18 protein-coding genes are annotated in these 20,568 nt (G+C 61.9%); 16 read left to right on the forward strand and 2 right to left on the reverse strand.

Annotation, left to right across the window (positions count from 1 at the left end):
• Positions 1-193: 193 nt before the first annotated feature.
• Genes AC1MDC_RS00275 through AC1MDC_RS00285 form a run of 3 tightly spaced genes read left to right on the forward strand, consistent with a single transcriptional unit; the run spans position 194 to position 3,864 of the window.
• A complete protein-coding gene (locus tag AC1MDC_RS00275) occupies positions 194-1,207 on the forward strand; it encodes an iron ABC transporter substrate-binding protein (protein ID WP_227232611.1) in 1,014 nt (337 codons plus the stop codon).
• 3 nt (positions 1,208-1,210) lie between these two features.
• Positions 1,211-2,806, forward strand: coding sequence for an ABC transporter permease (locus tag AC1MDC_RS00280; RefSeq protein WP_085696092.1), 1,596 nt, complete (start codon positions 1,211-1,213; stop codon positions 2,804-2,806).
• A complete protein-coding gene (locus AC1MDC_RS00285; protein ID WP_480392224.1) occupies positions 2,803-3,864 on the forward strand; it encodes an ABC transporter ATP-binding protein in 1,062 nt (353 codons plus the stop codon). The genes AC1MDC_RS00280 and AC1MDC_RS00285 overlap by 4 nt, the downstream gene beginning before the upstream one ends.
• Here the strand turns inward: AC1MDC_RS00285 and AC1MDC_RS00290 are convergent, their stop codons facing one another.
• Positions 3,865-4,755, reverse strand: a complete 891-nt coding sequence (locus AC1MDC_RS00290; protein WP_085696090.1) for a site-specific integrase — start codon at positions 4,753-4,755, stop codon at positions 3,865-3,867.
• A gap of 431 nt (positions 4,756-5,186) precedes the next feature.
• Between AC1MDC_RS00290 and arnB the strand changes: the two genes are divergently transcribed.
• From arnB to AC1MDC_RS00340, 10 genes are read left to right on the forward strand one after another with little or no spacing between them, the layout of a single operon-like run.
• The gene (arnB, locus tag AC1MDC_RS00295; protein WP_085696089.1) at positions 5,187-6,335 is read left to right on the forward strand and encodes a UDP-4-amino-4-deoxy-L-arabinose aminotransferase; all 1,149 of its coding nucleotides are present in this window, start codon (positions 5,187-5,189) and stop codon (positions 6,333-6,335) included.
• Positions 6,332-7,354, forward strand: coding sequence for an undecaprenyl-phosphate 4-deoxy-4-formamido-L-arabinose transferase (gene arnC / locus AC1MDC_RS00300; protein ID WP_480392225.1), 1,023 nt, complete (start codon positions 6,332-6,334; stop codon positions 7,352-7,354). Before arnB ends, arnC begins: the two co-directional genes overlap by 4 nt.
• Entirely contained in the window at positions 7,351-9,357 is a 2,007-nt protein-coding gene (arnA, locus tag AC1MDC_RS00305; protein ID WP_227232616.1) for a bifunctional UDP-4-amino-4-deoxy-L-arabinose formyltransferase/UDP-glucuronic acid oxidase ArnA, read from the forward strand. Before arnC ends, arnA begins: the two co-directional genes overlap by 4 nt.
• The gene (gene arnD, locus AC1MDC_RS00310; protein WP_085696086.1) at positions 9,357-10,241 is read left to right on the forward strand and encodes a 4-deoxy-4-formamido-L-arabinose-phosphoundecaprenol deformylase; all 885 of its coding nucleotides are present in this window, start codon (positions 9,357-9,359) and stop codon (positions 10,239-10,241) included. The genes arnA and arnD overlap by 1 nt, the downstream gene beginning before the upstream one ends.
• Positions 10,238-11,887 (forward strand): lipid IV(A) 4-amino-4-deoxy-L-arabinosyltransferase, encoded by a 1,650-nt coding sequence (arnT, locus tag AC1MDC_RS00315; protein ID WP_480392226.1) that lies wholly within the window; start codon positions 10,238-10,240, stop codon positions 11,885-11,887. Before arnD ends, arnT begins: the two co-directional genes overlap by 4 nt.
• Positions 11,884-12,228, forward strand: a complete 345-nt coding sequence (arnE, locus tag AC1MDC_RS00320) for a 4-amino-4-deoxy-L-arabinose-phosphoundecaprenol flippase subunit ArnE (protein WP_234205355.1) — start codon at positions 11,884-11,886, stop codon at positions 12,226-12,228. The genes arnT and arnE overlap by 4 nt, the downstream gene beginning before the upstream one ends.
• On the forward strand, positions 12,225-12,629 hold the full coding sequence (arnF, locus tag AC1MDC_RS00325) for a 4-amino-4-deoxy-L-arabinose-phosphoundecaprenol flippase subunit ArnF (RefSeq protein WP_234205357.1): 405 nt from the start codon (positions 12,225-12,227) through the stop codon (positions 12,627-12,629). Before arnE ends, arnF begins: the two co-directional genes overlap by 4 nt.
• Entirely contained in the window at positions 12,626-14,005 is a 1,380-nt protein-coding gene (locus AC1MDC_RS00330) for a UDP-glucose dehydrogenase family protein (RefSeq protein WP_085696082.1), read from the forward strand. Before arnF ends, AC1MDC_RS00330 begins: the two co-directional genes overlap by 4 nt.
• A complete protein-coding gene (locus tag AC1MDC_RS00335) occupies positions 14,005-15,597 on the forward strand; it encodes an ArnT family glycosyltransferase (protein WP_480392227.1) in 1,593 nt (530 codons plus the stop codon). Before AC1MDC_RS00330 ends, AC1MDC_RS00335 begins: the two co-directional genes overlap by 1 nt.
• Positions 15,598-15,633: 36 nt before the next feature.
• A complete protein-coding gene (locus tag AC1MDC_RS00340) occupies positions 15,634-16,161 on the forward strand; it encodes a GNAT family N-acetyltransferase (RefSeq protein ID WP_480392228.1) in 528 nt (175 codons plus the stop codon).
• Here AC1MDC_RS00340 and AC1MDC_RS00345 read toward each other — a convergent pair.
• The gene (locus AC1MDC_RS00345; RefSeq protein WP_234205364.1) at positions 16,145-17,110 is read right to left on the reverse strand and encodes a LysR family transcriptional regulator; all 966 of its coding nucleotides are present in this window, start codon (positions 17,108-17,110) and stop codon (positions 16,145-16,147) included. The two genes, AC1MDC_RS00340 and AC1MDC_RS00345, sit on opposite strands and share 17 nt — an antisense overlap.
• Positions 17,111-17,418: 308 nt before the next feature.
• Here AC1MDC_RS00345 and argH point away from each other — a divergent pair, with 308 nt between their 5' ends.
• The 3 genes from argH (at position 17,419) to AC1MDC_RS00360 (ending at position 20,561) form a co-directional block, all read left to right on the forward strand.
• Positions 17,419-18,846 carry an argininosuccinate lyase gene (argH, locus tag AC1MDC_RS00350; protein WP_266200234.1) on the forward strand — a complete coding sequence of 476 codons (1,428 nt, stop codon included), beginning with the start codon at positions 17,419-17,421 and terminating at the stop codon, positions 18,844-18,846.
• 61 nt (positions 18,847-18,907) lie between these two features.
• Positions 18,908-19,786: an amino acid ABC transporter permease gene (locus tag AC1MDC_RS00355; RefSeq protein WP_480392229.1), complete on the forward strand. Its 879-nt coding sequence runs from the start codon at positions 18,908-18,910 to the stop codon at positions 19,784-19,786.
• A gap of 10 nt (positions 19,787-19,796) precedes the next feature.
• Entirely contained in the window at positions 19,797-20,561 is a 765-nt protein-coding gene (locus AC1MDC_RS00360) for an amino acid ABC transporter ATP-binding protein (RefSeq protein WP_007951284.1), read from the forward strand.
• Positions 20,562-20,568: the final 7 nt, after the last annotated feature.

A 20,568-nucleotide genomic window follows, 5' to 3' on the forward strand; every position in this document is an offset into this window, starting at 1 on the left:
CAGCGCCGGGTTCGCCCGGCGTCCCCGCCAAGTGACTGCTAACCTGAATGGCAATGACATGTATTAACGGTTGGTTTGACGATTTTTTCTCATTTGCTTCTCTACATTGCCAGCCAACGTATGCAAATCATTCGCATTGAAACTCACGCGAACGCTTGCCCATGAACGTCTAAAAAACAGGAGCTGCCCCGCCATGAGTCCATCCCTTCCGTCCTTCCTGAAACAGGCCGCGCTGGCGACTGCGCTGCTTGCTGCCGGGCAGGCCTTTGCCGCCGATTCAGTCGGCCTTCTGGTCTACAACGCCCAGCACGAAACCCTGACCAAGGCCTGGGTGGCCGGGTTCACCGAAGAAACCGGGATTCCGGTCACGGTGCGCAACGGCGACGACACGGAAATGGGCAATCAGATCGTTCAGGAAGGTGCGGCATCGCCAGCGGATGTGTTCCTGACGGAAAACTCCCCGGCCATGGTGCTGGTGGACAACGCCAAGCTGTTCGCGCCCGTGGCTCCGGCGACCCTCGAACAAGTCGATGCGGCGTATCGCCCGGCCCACGGCCATTGGGTCGGTATCGCCGCGCGCTCCACGGTGTTCGTCTACAACCCGGCCAAGCTGTCGGAAAAAGACCTGCCCAAATCGCTGATGGACCTCGCAAGCCCGGCCTGGAAAGGTCGCTGGGCCGCGTCGCCTGCCGGTGCGGATTTCCAGGCGATCGTCGCCGCCGTGCTGCAACAGAAAGGCGAAGCCGCCACCCTCGAATGGCTCAAGGGCATGAAAGCCAACTTCACCGCCTACCGAGGCAACAGCTCGGTGCTCAAAGCGGTGAACGCCGGACAAGTCGACAGCGGCGTGATCTATCACTATTACGCCTTCGTCGATCAGGCCAAGACCGGCGAAAACAGCAAGAACACCGCCCTGCACTACTTCAAGCATCAGGATCCGGGCGCATTCGTGAGCATTTCCGGTGGCGGCGTGCTGGCTTCCAGCAAACACCAGGAAGACGCGCAGAAATTCCTCCAATACATCACCGGCAAGCAAGGCCAGGAAGTGTTGCGTACCGGCAACTCTTTTGAATACGCCGTTGGCAAGGACGCCGGATCCAATCCGAAACTGGTGCCGTTGAAGGACCTGGACGCGCCGAAAGTCGATGCATCGAAGCTCGACAGCAAGAAAGCCGTCGAACTGATGACCCAGGCAGGACTGCTGTAATTGATGCCTGAATCGCTGCACGCGGAGATCGTTGCGACGCCCTCCGCCCATTTGTCGCGCAGGACCCGCGCCCTCAACGGACGCGGGAGTCCGTGGGTGGTCGTGCTGGCCATCGCGGTGTCGCTGTTGTCGTTGGTGCCGATCGGCTTTGTGATCGGCGTGTCGTGGTACACCGGCTGGGCAACCATCGAAGCTTTGGTCTTCCGCCCTCGGGTGGCCGAGCTGCTGATCAACACCGTGCTGCTGGTACTGATCACGCTGCCGATCTGCATCGTGCTCGGCACCACTCTGGCGTGGCTGACCGAACGTACCGACCTCCCGGGGCGACGGCTGTGGTCATTGCTGGCGGTCGCCCCGCTGGCGGTGCCGGCGTTCGTGCACAGCTACGCGTGGGTCAGTCTGATTCCGTCGATCAATGGATTGCCAGCCGGGGTGCTGGTGTCGGTGATCGCCTATTTCCCGTTCCTGTACTTGCCGATTGCAGCGACGTTGCGTCGTCTCGATCCGGCGATTGAAGACGTCGCCGAATCCCTCGGCCTCAAGCCGTGGGCAGTGTTTTTCCGGGTGGTGTTGCCGCAACTGCGCCTCGCGATCTGCGGCGGTGCATTGCTGGTCGGTCTGCACTTGCTGGCGGAATACGGCCTGTACGCGATGATCCGCTTCGACACTTTCACCACGGCGATTTTCGACCAGTTCAAATCAACCTTTAACGGCCCGGCCGCCAACATGCTCGCCAGTGTATTGGCGCTGTGTTGCCTGGCGATGCTGATGGTGGAATCCGGCGCCCGTGGTCATGCGCGATACGCCCGCGTCGGCTCCGGCAGCGCTCGCGAACAACGCACCGTGCGCCTGCATCGGCGCACTGCCGCGCTGGGCTTGTGCCTGCAAGGCCTGACCTGCCTGCTGGCGCTCGGCGTGCCGTTGCTGACCCTCGGCAAATGGCTGATCGCCGGCGGCGCCGAGGTCTGGCAAGGCAACGAATTGCTGCCGGCGTTGCTGCAAACGCTGTCGTTCGGGGTGGCCGGTGCGCTGTTGACCAGCCTCGCGGCGATCCCGATTGCCTGGCTGTCAATTCGTGCCCCCGGCAAGCTGCAGCGCCTGCTCGAAGGCTGCAATTACATCACCAGCGCGCTGCCGGGAATCGTCGTGGCGCTGGCACTGGTGACCGTGACCATCCATTTCGCCCGACCGATCTACCAGACCACGATCACCGTGCTGCTGGCCTATCTGCTGATGTTTCTGCCCCGGGCACTGGTCAGCCTGCGCGCCGGGTTTGCGCAAGCGCCGGTCGAGCTGGAAAACATCGCGCAAAGCCTCGGGCGCTCACCGTTGCGCGCCCTGTGGCAGATCACCTTGCGTCTGGCGGCGCCCGGTGCGGCGGCGGGCGCGGCGCTGGTGTTTCTGGCGATCACCAATGAACTGACCGCGACCCTGCTGCTCGCGCCCAACGGCACGCGCACCCTGGCCACCGGTTTCTGGGCCATGACCAGCGAAATCGACTACGCTGCCGCAGCGCCTTACGCGCTGCTGATGGTGTTGTTGTCGCTGCCGCTCACGGCCATCCTCTATCACCAATCCAGGCGCAGTGCCGGCCGATGAACGCTCTCGAAATCAACTCATTAAGCAAAGCCTTCGGCGCACAAACGGCGCTGGACTCCGTCAACCTGTCCGTCCCGACCGGCAGCCGCACAGTGATCGTCGGCCCCTCCGGCTCCGGCAAGACCACCCTGTTGCGGATGATCGCCGGGTTCGAATTCCCCGACGCCGGCAGCCTCACGCTCAACGGCCAGACCCTGGTCGACAGCACCCACGCCGTACCCGCGTATCAACGGCAGATTGGTTACGTGCCGCAGGACGGTGCGCTGTTCCCGCACATGACCGTGGCCGACAACATCGGATTCGGACTGACGGAAACCGGCGGCACCCGAACCGAACGCATTCAGGCACTGATGGACAGCGTCGCCCTGAACGCCGACATGGCTGCGCGTTGGCCCCACGAACTGTCCGGCGGCCAGCAACAACGGGTGTCACTCGCTCGCGCACTGGCCCAGCGGCCACGCCTGATGCTGCTCGACGAGCCCTTTTCCGCCCTCGACACCGGCTTGCGCGGCGCCATGCGCAAAATGGTCGCGCGCCTGCTGGAGGATGCCGGCGTGACCACGATTCTGGTGACCCACGATCAGGGCGAAGCGCTGTCGTTCGCCGACCAGTTGGCCATCATGCGCGACGGTCGTCTGGTGCAGTCGGGGCATCCGATGGACCTCTACCGCTATCCCTGCGACGAACAGACCGCGCATTTTCTCGGCGAAGCCGTGGTCATGCCCGCCCGGATCGAAGCGGGCTGGGCCCATTGCGATCTGGGTCGGGTGGCGGTCAACACCAACGGTTTTTCCGGCGCCGCGCAGATCATGCTGCGGCCTGAACAACTTCAACTCTCGGACATCCCGGCCGACCCGGCCGACCCGGACGGCTGCCACGCAGTGGTCACTGATCGAGACTTCGGCGGCAACGTCTGCACCCTGACCGTGGAACTTCGCTCCCGGGCCAGCCCCGGCCGCTCATTGCTGGTACGCAGCTCCGGCATGCACGCGCCACCGGCCGGCAGCACCGTGCAGTTGTCCATTCTGGGGGCAGCCCACGTCTTTGCGATGCCCTGACTACAGGTCGAAGCGATCCACCGCGCGGCGCCGCTCGTTGTCGTCGCGCACGTCGTAGCTGGCGGTCGTCTGGATGTTGCTGTGGTGGGCCAGCTTCTGGGCGATCGACAGGTCGTGTTCTTCGATCACCCGAGTGATGAACGAACGCCGGAAATCATGGGGCATGATTTTCACACCGACCTGGGTCCCGCGCTGGCGGGCAATGTAATAGATCGCGTGCTTGGTAATGCGCTCACGGGTGATGTGGCTGCCACGGCGGATGCGGTTGAACAGAAACGTGTCGTCGCTCTCGCCTTCCTTGAGTTCCGAGCGACGAAACTCCAGCCAGGCATTCAGTTTGGCGAACGCCCAGGCTGGCGCGTACTTGATCAGTTGTTTATTGCCCTTGGCGGTGACGCACAGACTGCGCTCGTTGAAGTCCACCTGATTGAGGTCCAGATCCACCGACTCCGACTTGCGCATGCCGGTGCCGTACAACAGCGCAATCACCGCCGCATCACGCAAACCTTGTGGTCGCGGATCGGCCGCGCAGACTTCCATCAATTCATGTATCAGCGTGCGCTTCAAGTTGCGCCCCTGAGACAGTCGGGTACCGGCAATGCCTTTGACCGAGCGCATCTTCAATAGATGTTCCTGGCTGATAAGACTCATGCGCCAGGCTTCATTCATCACACCGCGAATGGCGTTTACATACAGCGAAGACGTATTCGGCGCGTAATTGTCGGCGCGCAATGCGGCGACTAACGCAACCACATCTTCCGGTTGCAGTGCATGCCAGGGAATGTCTTCGACGTTCATGTCTTCGAAGCCGAGACGGTCGGCGGCATCTTGCAGAACGTAACGCATGGTCAGTTGGCTGGAGGGAGCCAGACGCGCCAGATACACGGTCATCGGGTTGGTTTTCAGGGTGTCGGGGGATGCAACGGGTAAGTCAATCAAACGTCGGGCCTTGAGTAAAAACAGTTCAACACAGCAACTAACAACTGCAACATTTTTAATATAAGGGGAACACTTCCGTAGGACTTTTCTACTAAAAACCGCGATAAGCGGTAGAAGTCTGAACAGTGGCTGTATGGGTTTCAGATAAACGATTCGCCGACCGGTTTTTCATGTTCCTTTCACAAAAACGGGCATAACCTTAATTCCACTGAGTCCTGTGCCGGCGCTGCCCAACCTGCCGGGCAACGCCTGAAATGTCAACCGAACCCGACGTTATGTCGTCTTGGCAACTTATTGATGCAAAGGATTTTTTCGCGTCTACGCTTTGATTGGATCCGATTTCCTATTGGATCTATTTCTTTTTTCTTTGCAATGAGGTGTGCATGAGTCAGGCGTTTCTCCCCTTCTCTCGCCCCAGTATCGGCGACGAAGAAATTGCCGCCGTAGAGCAAGTACTGCGGTCCGGCTGGATCACCACCGGGCCGAAAAACCAGGCACTTGAAGAACAGTTTGCGCAGTACGTCGGTTGTCGGCATGCCGTGGCACTTTCCTCGGCCACCGGTGCCATGCATGTAACGTTGCTGGCGCTGGGCATCGGCCCCGGCGATGAAGTCATCACCCCGTCGCAGACCTGGGTGTCCACCGCCAACATGATTTCCCTGCTCGGCGCCACGCCAGTGTTCGTCGATGTCGACCGCGACACCCTGATGACCGACGCCGCGCGCATCGAAGCCGCCATTACCCCGCGTACCAAAGCGATCATTCCCGTGCATTACGCCGGCGCCGCGTTCGACCTTGATCCGCTGTACGCGCTGGCAGACAAGCACGGCATCGCCGTGATCGAAGACGCCGCCCATGCCGCCGGCACCCGCTATAAGGGCCGCCACGTCGGTTCGCATGGCACCGCGATCTTCTCGTTCCACGCGATCAAGAACATGACCTGCGCCGAAGGCGCGATGTTCGTCACCGACGACCAAGCCCTGGCCAACCGCGTGCGCATGCTCAAGTTCCATGGTCTGGGCGTCGATGCCTACGACCGTTTGACCCATGGCCGCAAACCCCAGGCCCAGGTGATCGAGCCCGGTTTCAAATACAACCTGGCCGACATCAACGCGGCGATTGCGCTGGTGCAACTGGAACGTCTGGACGCAATCAACGCCCGCCGCACCGAACTGGCCACGCAATACCTGCAAAAACTCGAAGGCCTGCCGGTGCAACCGCTGGCGGTTCCGCATTACGCGCAACAGCACGCCTGGCACCTGTTCATCCTGCGCATCGACAGCGAGCGCTGCGGGATCGATCGCGAAGCCTTCATGAAGGGTTTGCAGGAGCAAGGCATCGGCACCGGCATCCACTTCATCGCCACCCACCTGCACACCTGGTATCGCCAGCGTGACCCGCACTTGTCCTTGCCTGACACCGAGTGGAACTCGGCGCGGCTGTGCTCGATTCCCTTGTTCCCCGACATGACCGACCAGGATCTGGACCGGGTCGTCGGGGCCATTCAACACCTGATGGGGAAACGCCCGTGAGACCTTATCCGATTCATTGCGTGTCGATCGTCATCCCGGTCTACAACGAAGAAGACAGCCTGCCGGAACTGCTGCGCCGCACCCGCGCCGCCTGCCAGCAATTACGCCATGACTACGAAATTGTGCTGGTCGATGACGGCAGTCGCGACGCCTCTGCGCAGTTGCTCGAAGACGCCGCGTCAGTGGAGGACAGCCCGTTCGTGGCGGTCATCCTCAACCGCAACTACGGTCAGCACGCCGCGATCATGGCCGGTTTCGAACAGTGCAAGGGCGACGTGGTGATTACCCTCGACGCCGACCTGCAGAACCCGCCGGAAGAAATCCCGCGTCTGATGGCCGAGGCCGAAAAGGGCTACGACGTGGTCGGCACTGTACGCGGCAATCGTCAGGACTCGGCGTTGCGCCGCTATCCGTCGAAACTGATCAACCTCGCCGTGCAACGCTCAACCGGTGTCGCCATGAGCGACTACGGCTGCATGCTCCGCGCCTACCGCCGCACCATCATCGACGCGATGCTCGCCTGCCGCGAACGCAGCACATTCATTCCGATCCTCGCCAACAGCTTCGCCCGCCACACCACCGAAATCCCCGTGGCCCACGCCGAGCGCGAACACGGCGATTCGAAATACAGCCCGATGCGCCTGATCAACCTGATGTTCGACTTGATCACCTGCATGACCACCACGCCCCTGCGCCTGCTGAGCATCGTCGGCTTCGCCATGGCCGGGCTCGGCGTGCTGTTCGCGGCGGCGCTGATTGTCATGCGCCTGGCGTTTGGCGCCGGCTGGGCCGGCGATGGCCTGTTCGTGCTGTTCGCCGTGCTGTTCGTGTTCACCGGTGGCCAGTTCATCGGCATGGGCCTGCTGGGCGAATACCTGGGCCGCATGTACAGCGATGTGCGCGCCCGCCCGCGTTTCTTCATCGAAAAGGTCCTGCGCGGGCACCCCGCCAAGCCGGTTCCAGCCATCACCGTTGACGGCCTCAATTCCAACTCCACGTCTGATCAGGTTCTCTCATGAGCGCAAAAACCGTTGTCTTCGCTTACCACGATATTGGCTGCGCCGGCATTCAAGCCCTGCTCGACAGTGGCTATGACATTGCGGCGGTGTTTACCCATGCCGATGATCCTAAGGAGAACACCTTCTACGCTTCGGTTGCACAACTGTGCGCCAACAAAGGCATTGCGGTTCATGCCCCGGAAGACGCCAACCACCCGTTGTGGATCGAGCGGATTGCCAAGCTCGATCCGGACTACATCTTCTCCTTCTACTATCGCCACCTGCTGAGCGAGCCCCTGCTGGCGCTGGCCAAAAAAGGCGCCTTCAACCTGCACGGCTCGTTGCTGCCGCGCTACCGTGGCCGTGCGCCGGCCAACTGGGTGCTGGTCAACGGCGAAACCGAAACCGGCGTGACCCTGCACCGCATGGTCAAACGTGCCGACGCCGGCGCCATCGTCGCCCAGCAGCGCGTCGCCATCGAGCGCGTCGACACGGCGCTGAGCCTGCACGGAAAATTGCGTACTGCCGCCAGCGACCTGTTGCGCGACGCTTTGCCGGCGATGCTTCAGGGCCAACTCACCGAAACCCCGCAAGACGAATCCAAAGCCACGGTGTTCGGCCGTCGCACTCCGGCGGACGGCAAACTGGTCTGGGCGCAACCGGCGGAAAAACTGTTCAATCTGGTGCGGGCCGTGACCCAGCCCTACCCCGGCGCCTTCTGCGCCGTGGGCGAGCACAAGCTGATTGTGTGGAGCGCCGAAGTCGTCAAGGGCAACGAAGGCCAGGCGCCGGGCCGGGTCATCAGCGTCGATCCGCTGCGCATCGCCTGCGGTGAGGACTCGCTGGTGATCAACGCCGGTCAGCGCAACGACAACGGCCTGTACCTGAGCGGCCCGCAACTGGCCAATGAACTGGGTCTGGTGGACGGTTCGCTGCTGCGCGGTGCCGAGTCCGGCCGTGGCCCGCGCCACACACGGGTGCTGATCCTCGGTGTCAACGGTTTCATCGGCAACCATTTGTCCGAGCGGCTGCTGCGTGACGAGCGCTACGAAGTCTATGGCCTGGACATCGGTTCCGATGCCATCGACCGACTGCGCAGCCATCCGCGTTTTCACTTCGTCGAAGGCGACATCAGCATTCACTCGGAATGGATCGAGTACCACATCAAGAAATGCGACGTGGTCCTGCCGCTGGTGGCCATCGCCACGCCCATCGAATACACGCGCAATCCGCTGCGGGTGTTCGAGCTCGACTTCGAAGAAAACCTCAAGCTGGTGCGCTACTGCGTCAAATACAACAAGCGCGTGATCTTCCCGTCGACCTCGGAAGTCTATGGCATGTGCCAGGACAAGCACTTCGACGAAGACACCTCGAACCTGATCGTCGGCCCGATCAACAAGCAGCGCTGGATCTACTCGGTGTCCAAGCAACTGCTGGACCGGGTGATATGGGCGTATGGCGCCAAAGGGTTGAACTTCACCCTGTTCCGTCCCTTCAACTGGATGGGGCCACGACTGGATCGCCTTGATTCGGCGCGCATCGGCAGCTCCCGCGCCATCACCCAGTTGATCCTCAATCTGGTGGAAGGCACGCCGATCCGCCTGTTCGACGGTGGCGAGCAGAAACGCTGCTTCACCGACATCGCCGATGGCGTCGAGGCGCTGGCGCGGATCATCGATAACGACAACGACGTCTGCAACGGCCAGATCATCAACATCGGCAACCCGGACAACGAGGCGAGCATTCGTCAGTTGGGCGAAGAACTGTTGCGCCAGTTCGAAGCGCATCCGCTGCGTTCCAACTTCCCGCCGTTCGCCGGTTTCCGCGACGTGGAAAGCAAGGCGTTCTACGGCGCCGGCTACCAGGATGTCGAGCACCGCAAACCGAGCATCGCCAACGCCAAGCGCCTGCTGGACTGGACGCCGACCGTGGAAATGCGCGAGACCATCGGCAACACGCTGGATTTCTTCCTGCGTGAAGCGATGCTGGAAATCGAGAAGCGCCCTCATAAAGAGGCATGCTGATGCAGGCCGGATTGCGCATCGATGTCGACACCTATCGCGGCACCCGCGAAGGCGTGCCGCGCTTGCTGGAAATTCTCGATGAAGCGCAGATCAAGGCGACGTTTTTCTTCAGTGTCGGCCCGGACAACATGGGCCGGCATCTGTGGCGCCTGATCCGTCCGCAGTTCCTCTGGAAAATGCTGCGCTCCAACGCCGCCGGTCTGTACGGCTGGGACATCCTGCTCGCAGGCACGGCGTGGCCGGGCAAACCGATCGGCCGCGACCTCGGGCACCTGATGCGTCAGGCCCGGGCCGCCGGCCACGAGGTCGGCCTGCACGCCTGGGATCACCACGGCTGGCAGGCCAATGCCGGGCGCTGGAGCGATGCGCAACTGGTCGAGCAGATCCGTCAGGGCGTCGACACCTTGAGCGACATCCTCGGCGAAAAGGTCATGTGTTCAGCCGCCGCCGGTTGGCGTGCGGACGAGCGTGTGATCGAAGCCAAACAAGCCTTCGGCTTTCGCTACAACAGCGATTGCCGTGGGCAGCGGCTGTTCCGCCCATTGCTGTCTGACGGCTCGGTCGGCGCGCCGCAGATTCCGGTAGACCTGCCGACCTTCGATGAAGTGGTCGGGCCGAGTGTGGCGGCGAAGGATTTCAACGCTTTCATCCTCGACCGGTTCCGCCCGGACAACCTCAACGTCTACACCATTCACGCCGAAGTAGAAGGGATTCTGATGGCCGAAGATTTTCGTCGACTGCTGGCCGACGCACGCCAGCGACATATCCACTTTCAGCCGCTGGGCGACTTGCTGCCCGAGTTTCTCAACGCCCTGCCCGTCGGCCGTGTGCAACGCGGCGCCCTCGAAGGCCGCGAAGGCTGGCTGGGAGTGCAAGGCGCATGAGCAAACGCTGGGCATTGCCGCTGTTGCTGGGGATTTTTCTGCTGGCCTATTTACTGCCGCTGGGCAGTCATGGTCTGTGGATTCCCGATGAAACCCGTTATGCGCAGATCAGCCAGGACATGCTGCTGAGCGGCAACTGGGTGTCGCCGCATTTCCTGAACCTGCGCTACTTCGAAAAACCGGCGGCCGGGTACTGGATGATTGCCCTCGGGCAGGCCGTGTTCGGGCAGAACCTGTTCGGCGTGCGGTTTGCCTCGGCCCTGAGCACCGGGCTGAGCGTGCTGCTGTGCTTTCTCATCGCCCGCCGTTTGTGGAATGACCCGCGCAAAAGCTTCGTCTGCGCCCTGCTCTACATGAGCTTCGTCATCGTTGCCGGCCAGGCCGGTTACGCCAACCTTGACCCGCAATTCACCTTCTGGGTCAACCTGAGTCTGGTGGCGCTGTGGTTTGCCCTCGACAGCCGTTCCAACGGCCAGCGCATGGCCGGTTGGGCGGTGCTGGGCCTGGCGTGCGGCATGGGGTTCATGACCAAGGGGTTTCTCGCCTGGCTGCTGCCGGTGCTGATCGCCTTGCCGTGGATGCTCTGGCAAAAGCGCTGGAAGGAATTGCTGCTGTACGGCCCGATTGCGATTGCCGTAGCGATCATCGTCAGCCTGCCGTGGGTGTTGGCGGTGCACGGTCAGGAACCGGATTACTGGCGATTCTTTTTCTGGCACGAGCACATCCGCCGGTTTGCCGGCGACGATGCCCAGCATGACGCGCCGTGGTGGTTCTATCTGCCACTGCTGGTGGCGTTCAGTCTGCCGTGGGTGGGAATGCTGCCGGTGGCGCTGAAACAGGCGTGGCAGACCCGGCGTGAAACGAGCATTGCGTTTCTCGGCCTGTGGCTGCTGATGCCGCTGCTGTTCTTCAGTCTGAGCAACGGCAAGTTGCCGACCTACATTTTGCCGTGCCTGCTCCCGCTGGCGTTGCTGCTGGGCCATGCACTGGCCGATCGCTTGCGCCTGGAGCAAGGCCGGGCGCTGGGCCTCAATGGCCTGCTGAACCTGTTGCTGGGCATCGTTACGCTGATCGGGCTGGTTTACGTGCAGCTCAAGCGCCCGCTGTACGACCACGAATTGCACAGTCTGGTGCTGGTGTTCATCGCCCTGACCGGCTGGATCATCAGCAACCTGCTGCAAGCGTTTCGTCCGTTGCAATGCTGGGCGGCGCCGGCGGTGGGCAGTTTGCTGCTGATCGCATTGCTGCCGGCATCACTGCCCAAATCGGTGGTGGCGAACAAGATGCCAGACCAGTTCATCCTCGCCCATCAAACGGAACTGGCAAGCGCCACGCACCTGCTGAGCAACGACCTGGGCGCCGCATCGGCCCTGTCCTGGCGCCTGAAACGTCCGCAGGTCGCGCTATACAACACGATAGGCGAATTGAAATATGGGCTTGCCTATCCTGACGGCATTCAACAACGGGTCGATCCCGATCAGGTGCAACAGTGGATGCGCGAAGCCCGCAAGACCGGTTCGGTCGGCGTGGTGATGCGGGTCAAGGGGCAAGACGAACTGGACGAACTCGACAGACTGCCCAAGGACGGCGTTCGTTATGAGCAAGGCAATCTGGTGATCATGATGCTTCCGCAGGAGGCGTCATGAGCCTGTGGTTGCTGTTGCTCGCCTGCCTGCTGACCTGCCTGGGCCAGGTCGCGCAGAAATTCGCCGTCGAGAGCTGGCGCGGCGCGAGCCTGCCGTGGTCGCGCAAAGTGCGCTCGCCGTGGCTGTGGCTGGCCCTGTTTGCCCTCGGCGGCGGATTGCTGGTGTGGCTGCTGGTGTTGCAGCGCCTGCCGGTCGGCATCGCCTACCCGATGCTCAGCCTGAATTTCGTGATCATCACCCTGATCGCCCGTTTCGCATTCAAGGAGCCCGTCGACATTCAGCACTGGTTCGGCGTGTTGCTGGTGATCGGCGGTGTAGCGTTGTTGGGGCAACAGTCATGAACCGGCGCCGTGGAATCTTCTTCGCCCTGGCCAGCGTGCTGCTGGTGAGCGTGGCGCAACTGAGCATGCGCTGGAGCATGACGCGCCTGCCCCGACCGGATCAGTGGCTGACCGTGCCCGGTGTCGATTCAGTCGCGCTGGCCGTGGTGCTCGCGGCGATCTTCGCCTATGCGCTGTCGATGCTCTGCTGGCTCGCCGCCCTGCGCGATCTGCCGCTGGGCCGGGCCTATTCGCTGCTGAGCATCAGCTATGCGCTGGTGTATCTGCTGGCGGCCAGCCTGCCGTGGTTCAACGAATCCTTCAGTTTCTCCAAATCACTGGGCGTGGCGCTGGTCATGCTCGGGGTCATCACCATCAATACTCGTCCGGCCCGTGCGCCCGAATTGAGGAGTTCGCCATGAAAATCACAGTGTTTGGTAGCGGTTATGTCGGCCTGGTGCAGGCCGCCGTGCTGGCCGAAGTCGGCCATGACGTGGTGTGCATGGACATCGACGAGAAAAAAGTCGAACTGTTGCGTCAGGGCCACGTCAGCATCTTCGAGCCGGGGCTGGCCAGCCTGGTCCGCGAAGGCCTGGACGCCGGGCGCCTGCAATTCACCTGCGATGAAAAACTCGCGGTGCAGCATGGCAAGGTCGCGTTCATTGCCGTCGGCACCCCATCGAAAGAAGACGGTTCGGCCGACCTGCGTTACGTGCTCTCGGTAGGCGACGCCGTGGCTCGCCACCGTGAACAGCCGCTGATTCTGGTGGAGAAATCCACCGTACCCGTCGGCACCGGCGACACCTTGCGCACCCATCTGGACAAAGCGCTACTCAAGGCCGGACGCCTGTTGCAGTTCGATATCGTCTCCAACCCGGAATTTCTCAAGGAAGGCTCGGCGGTCGCCGATTGCCGTCGGCCGGACCGGATCGTCATCGGCTGCGAACGCGAAGAAGTGCGCGACGTGATGCGCGATCTGTACTCGCCGTTCAACCGCAATCATGACCGCATCATGTTCATGGACCTGCGCAGCGCCGAACTGACCAAGTACGCCGCCAACTGCATGCTGGCGACCAAGATCAGTTTCATCAACCAGATCGCCGAGCTGGCCGAACACCTGGGTGCGGACATCGAATCGGTGCGTCAGGGCATCGGCGCCGACAGCCGCATCGGCTACCACTTCATCTACCCCGGTTGCGGTTACGGCGGCTCGTGCTTCCCAAAAGACATGCGCGCACTGATCCACAGCGCCGAAGAGGCACACTGCTCCAGTGATTTGCTGCAAGCGGTGGAAGCGATCAACCAGCGGCAGAAACACAAGTTGTTCGAACGCATCAACGCGTTCTACAAGGGCGAACTGCGCGGCAAGACCTTCGCCCTGTGGGGCCTGGCCTTCAAGCCGAACACCGACGACATGCGCGACGCGCCGAGCCGGGTGCTGCTGGAGTCATTGTGGGCCGCTGGCGCCAATGTGCGGGCGTTCGACCCGGAAGCCATGCAGGAAACCCAGCATCTGTACCCGGACGAATCGAAACTGATGCTGATGGGCACCCCGGAATCCGTGCTCGCCGGTTCCGACGCGCTGATCATCTGCACCGAATGGCAGCAGTTCAAGGCGCCGGATTTCGACCTGATCCAACAACGCCTCAAGGCCCCGGTGATCTTCGACGGCCGCAACCTGTACGACGCCGAACGCCTGGCCCGCAACGGCTTCCATTACTTCCCGATGGGCCGTGGCGAATCGCGCGCCCTGCCGATTCCCTTGCAGCAGTGGCCGCACGCTTCGGACGTGGCCTGATGGGGTTATCCCCCACCCTGCGCCGGCAGTCCCTGATCGCAGGGCTGCTGGCGTTCGTGTTGTTCATTGCCGGCGTGTACGGGCAAGCGCCGATCGGTTTCGACTCACGCTTCGTGCTGTTTGCCCAGGAAATGCTGCGACACGGACCCAGCGTGTTTCCCACCACTTATGGTGAGCCGTACGCGGATTATTCGGCGCTGTCGACGCTGTTCATCTGGCTGTTGTCGTTGCCGTTCGGCACGGTCAACAGCCTGACGGCGTGGCTGCCGAGCGCGGTTGCCGGTGCGGTGATCGTGACGTTGATGTATCGCTTGCTCGCGCCTTCATCCGTGCGCTGGGCGGTGGTCAGCATCGCGCTGCTGATGCTCACCGGCACCTTCATCACCGAGACCCGCGCGGTATCGCAGGATCTGATGCTCGCCGCCGTGGCGTTTTCGGTATTCTACCTCGGCTATGCCCACGATCATTTCGCTGCCGCTCGACGCTGGCCGCTGGTGTTCCTTCTATTGCTGCTGGGGTTCGGTATTCGCGGGCCGATCGGGCTGGTGGTGCCGACCGGCATGCTGTGCAGTTACTACCTGCTGGATCGCCAATGGTCGCGTCTGTTGACCTTCGGTGTGCTGGCGTCGCTGCTGCTGGCGGCGTGCGTCGGGCTGTTGTTGTGGCTGGCGGATCTCAGCGGCGGGCCGGCGTTTCGTCAGGACGTGATCCGCATGCAGTTCATGGGGCGCATGGACGGCAGCGAAGGCGTCAGCGGTTCGCTGTATTACTTCACCAGCTCGCTGGGCAACTACGCGCTGGCGTATCCGCTGGCCTTGCTGGCGCTGGCGGCCGCGTGGCTGAGCCAACCGCGGCAGCGCGGCCCGGCCTTGCGACTGGTGCAGTATTGCGCGGCGGCGGGGTTGATCGTGATGCTCGGGCTGTCAATTCCGCAGGCGAAAAAGGCCCGTTACCTGCTGCCGATGCTACCCATGGCGGCGATCATTGCGGCGTATCCGTTTCAGGTGTTGCATGGCCGGGTGTTTGCCTGGCTGCGTGTCGGCCTGCAGGGATTGTGGTTATTGATTCCTGGATTGTTGATCGTCCTGTTGTGGGTGGCGAAGCGACGGTTTCCCGAGTCGTTGACCGACCTGACACCGGTAATGATCGTGCTGGGATTGCTGCAGCTGGCCGCAATGTCGCGGTTGCGACTGCCGCGCTGGCGAACCGAAGTCCTCGCGTTCAGTGCCGTGCTGGCGGTCTGGTCGGCCTATGCGCTGGTGTTCGAGCCGGTCGAGCGCCAGCTCTATGACACGCGAACCTTCAGTCAGGCGGTAATGAAGCGGATCCACGAGCAACCCGCGCCGCTGGTGCTGCACGGCATGGGCAAGGACGCCAAGGCGATCAAGTTCATGGTCAACGTCGAGCAGGACCTGCAACTGCTGTTCACCGAAACCACGCAGGCACTCGAAGCACTCAAGGGGCCGGCGTGGCTGATGATGGATCGCAGTGACTACCTGGCCCTGCAAGGCACGCCGATCGGGGCGTTGCAGCCGGTGCTGAGCGGGCGATTCGACAAAAACGATTATGTGTTGCTATGGCTGGCGCCTTAACCTGCGCGCCTTGATTTCGACAGGGACCGCTGACTGATGACCTTTACCGTGCGACAGGCCCTGGCAGCCGATGCCATCGCCCTCCCCGCCATCGAGCGTTCGGCCGCCGCGCTGTTTCGCCTCGACCCGTCACTGGCCTGGCTGGCAGATGCCGCTGTGCCGCAGGCCTCGGCGCATTTAGCGGCCATTGAACGGGACGAACTGTGGGTGGCGGAAAACAACGACGGGCAACTTGCAGGTTTTTTAAGGGCGGTGACTGTCGATCAACAGTTGCACATTGAGGAACTGTCCGTCAGCCAACACTTTCAAGGTCGGGGCGTCGGTCGCAAGTTGCTGTTGTCGGCGATTGAACAAGCGCGTCTGTGGCAACTTCGGGCGGTGACGCTGACGACGTTTCGCGACCTTGCATGGAATGCGCCGTTCTATCAGCGCATGGGTTTTGCGCTATTGAACGCCGAAGACTGCGACGCGCGCCTGAACCAAGTATTGCGCAATGAAATCGCTCACGGATTGCCCGGCGAGCGACGTTGCGCCATGCGCCTGGTGCTCACGCCGTCGCCTTGAGATCAACCCCCAGCGCCTGGGCAAACGCCTTGACCAACGGGCTGCGCACGGTGTTGTGTCGCAGGATCAGATTGAACGGCGTGTCGAAGTGGATCAGCTCCGGGCACACCGCGCGAAACTGCCCGGCGGCCACCAGCGTGGCGGCGTAATGCTGGGGCAGAAAGCCCACGAAACGCCCGGTCTTGATCAACAACGCCACCGCTTCGACCTGGGTCGCCGAGGCGGAAAAACTGTCGTAGCGGGCAAAGTTGAGCTTGTCGCGATGGATCGCATAGCGGTGGTTGATGCACTCGTAATCCTGCAGCACGTTGCCGCCTATCTGGTCTGCCGGCAGGTCGAACAACGGGTGGCCGACGGCGCAGTAAGCCTGCGAGCGTTCTTCATAGAGCGGGTAATAATCGAATTCTTCGCGCTTTTGATAAACCGGAACGATTCCGGCCACTAAGCGACCTTCCACTACGCCTCTTTCAACTTCATCCAACTGGGTCGCCTGAAGTTGAAACCTTACTTTCGGCGAGTGCTCATTTATTTTTCTAAGCGCGGCAACTAACGGCGAATTATCGTCGCTGATCGTATTGTCGATCACCCCCACTCCCAGATCACCGATAAGTTCATTCTGCGCCGAACTAAGACGGTCACGAAAGTTGTCGACCGAGGCAAACAAGTCAATCGACGCCTGATACACCAGACGCCCCTCTTCGGTCAGGTGAAACCCTTCGCGACCCCGGGTACACAGGCGCATGCCGATGCGAATTTCCAGGTCGGAGATCTGCTTGCTGATCGCGGCCAGGCCCACGTTCAGCTCGTTTTGCGCCGCGCTGAAGCCGCCGGCCTCGACCACCGCCTTGAACACCTTGAGCAGTTTGAAATCCAGTCCGCTGAGGGCCAAAGGTGCCCGGTGAGCGGTTTTGACCGGTGGGTTTCCGGAATTGGAAAGTGGGGTTTCCATAATGCTGATTTACCTCTGGCGCAATGTTCAACAATCTGTGTCCAACAACAAAAACATCGCCGGCTAATAATAATGACCACAGAAAACAAGCCTTGGCAACCGCCAAAAAATCCCGAACATCAGTGCCAACTCACTGATCGACAAACATAAAAAGCTGACACTTCGATCAGCTCTTGTCTCTTTGCAACTGCCCTCTTGAAAACTGCTTTGGCCTGATTCCGTCCGCGGCTGTTCGCTAAATAGCCAGCGCGACTTTCAGGGCCATGCACACCGATTTCAGTTCGCTTTACCGACGAGGAAAACAACAAATGTCTCAAACCACCGACCGTCTCTGGGGCGCCCGTTTCAAAAGCGGCCCGTCCGCAGCCCTGGCGGCCCTGTCCCGTTGCCCCGAGCGCTATTTCCGCCTGACGCCGTACGATCTGGCCGGCTCCAAGGCCCACGCCGGGGAACTGCAACGTGCCGGCCTGCTGGACGAGCAGGAAACCCGCACGATGATTGAAGCCCTGGACGGCATCGGTGCCGATTTCGCTGCCGGGTGCATCGCCCCGACGCTGGACGACGAAGACGTTCACACCTTCATCGAACGCCTGCTGACCGAGCGCCTCGGCGCGCTGGGCGGCAAGCTGCGCGCCGGCCGCTCGCGCAACGACCAGACCGCCAACGATCTGCGCCTGTTCCTGCGCGATCACGTGCGCACCCTGGCCGTGGAAGTGCTGGCCCTGCAAACGGCGCTGGTGGATCAGGCCGAGCAGCACGTCGAAAGCATCTGCCCCGGTTTCACCCACTTGCAGCAGGCGCAACCGATCGTGTTCGCCCATCACCTGCTGGCCCACGCCCAATCGATGTTGCGTGACGTGCAGCGTCTGGTGGACTGGGACGCACGCACTTCGCTGTCGCCCCTCGGTGCTGCGGCCATGGCCGGTTCCGCCATCGCTCGCCAGCCGCAGCAATCGGCCAAGGAAATGGGCTACGCCGGGGTTTGCGAAAACTCCATCGACGCCGTGGCCAGCCGCGATCACGTCGCCGAATTCCTGTTCATCGCCAGCATGCTCGGGATCAATATCTCGCGTCTGGCCGAAGAGTTCTGCCTGTGGTCGTCGCGCCAGTTCCGCTGGGTCGATCTGGATGACGCCTACGCCACCGGCAGCTCGATCATGCCGCAGAAGAAAAACCCCGACATCGCCGAACTGGCCCGGGGCAAGGCTGGTCGCCTGATCGGCAACCTGACCGGCCTGCTCTCGACGCTCAAATCCCTGCCGCTGTCGTACAACCGCGACCTGAGCGAAGACAAGAACGGCGTGCTCGACAGTGTCGACACCCTGCTGCTGGTGCTGCCGGCCATGGCCGGAATGGTTGCGACCATGACCGTCAACGTCGAGGAACTGCGGCGTCAGGCGCCGCTGGGTTTCACCCTCGCCACCGAAGTCGCCGACTGGCTGGCGGTGCGCGGTGTGCCGTTCAAGGAAGCCCACGAAATCACCGGAGCGCTGGTGCAAGCCTGCGAAAAACACGACCTCGAATTGTGGGAAGCCTCGCCGGCATTGCTGGCCGAGATCGACCCGCGCCTCACGGCAGACGTGCGTGACAGCCTGACCCTGGAAGCCGCCATCGCTGCCCGCAGCGGTTGGGGCGGCACCGCGCCACAACAGGTGCGCGAGCAGATCAGCCGCTTGAAAACCGCCCTCGCCGCACAACAGCAGTGGACCGAAAACTACCAGGGCTTCCGCCTCTGAGCCGGGTCCCCCTCCCACCGGGAGGGGGTTGATCGAAAAGTACAGTGTACGGAGAAACACCATGAGCCAGACTCAGGCAGAACAACTCCAGGCGGAGCGCAAACTGGCGGAAAACCAGTTCGACATTACCCAGTACCAACACGTGCCACGGCGTTATTACGGGCGGATTTTCTTCGCCACCGTGATCGTCATCGCCATCATCGGCCTGGTGCGGGCCTTCGCCGAAGGCAAGATCGAATGGTCGTACATCGGCCAGTTCCTCACCTCCGAAGCGATCATGTGGGGCCTGTTCAACACGATCATCATGGCCGTGCTGGCCATGGCGCTGGGCATCGTGTTCGGGGTCATCACCGCCATCATGCGCATGTCGGCCAACCCGATCCTGCGCTACGTGGCAGTGACCTACACCTGGCTGTTTCGCGGTACGCCGCTGATTCTGCAACTGCTGTTGTGGTTCAACCTGGCGCTGATCTTCCCCACCATCGGCATTCCCGGCCTGTTCCAGCTCGACACCGTGAGCCTGATGACGCCGTTCGTGGCCGCCCTGCTCGGCTTGAGCATCAACCAGGGCGCCTACACCGCAGAAGTGGTACGCGCCGGCCTGCTGTCGGTGGACACCGGCCAGTACGAAGCGGCCAAGTCGATCGGCATGCCACGCCTGCAAGCGCTGCGCCGGATCATCTTGCCCCAGGCCATGCGAATCATCATTCCGCCGGTCGGCAACGAATTTATCGGCATGGTGAAAATGACCTCGCTGGCCAGCGTGATCCAGTACTCGGAACTGCTCTACAACGCCCAGAATATCTACTACGCCAACGCCCGGGTCATGGAGCTGCTGATCGTCGCCGGTATCTGGTACCTGGCCACCGTCACCGTCCTGTCCTTTGGTCAAAGCCGTCTGGAGCGTCGTTTCGCTCGCGGCGCCGGCAAGCGTTCTTGAGGAATCCGTCATGAGAAGCATCGTCAAGGCCGTGAGCCTGAACAAATATTACGACCAGTACCACGCGCTCAAGGACATCAATATCGAGGTCGAGCAAGGCGAAGTCCTGTGCATCATCGGTCCGTCCGGCTCGGGCAAGAGCACCCTGCTGCGCTGCGTCAATCAGCTGGAAAAGATCGACAAGGGCGGCCTCTGGGTCGACGGCGAACTGGTCGGCTACCGCGTCGTCGGGCACAAGCTGCACGAACTCAACGAGTCGCAGATCGCTCGCCAGCGCCTGGCCACCGGCATGGTGTTCCAGCGCTTCAATCTGTTTCCGCACATGACTGTGCTGCAAAACATCATCGAAGGCCCGTGTCAGGTGCTCAAGCGTTCGCCCAAGGAGGCGCACGAAGAAGCCCTGGAACTGCTGGCCCGGGTCGGCCTGGCCGACAAACGCAACAGCTACCCGATTGAACTCTCGGGCGGTCAGCAGCAACGGGTGGCGATTGCCCGCGCCCTGGCCATGCGACCCAAGCTGATGCTGTTCGATGAACCCACTTCGGCACTCGACCCGGAACTGGTCGGTGAGGTGCTGTCGGTAATGCGCGATCTGGCGCAGACCGGCATGACCATGATCGTCGTCACCCATGAACTGGGCTTCGCCCGGGAGGTTTCCAACCGCATGGTGTTCATGGACGGCGGGCAGATCGTGGAGGCTGGAAGCCCCGAAGAAATACTAATAAGTCCGCAAAACCCGCGCACCCAAAGCTTCATTTCTGCCGTTCGAACCTGAGGCCCCT

Source organism: Pseudomonas sp. 1, from assembly GCF_056626735.1.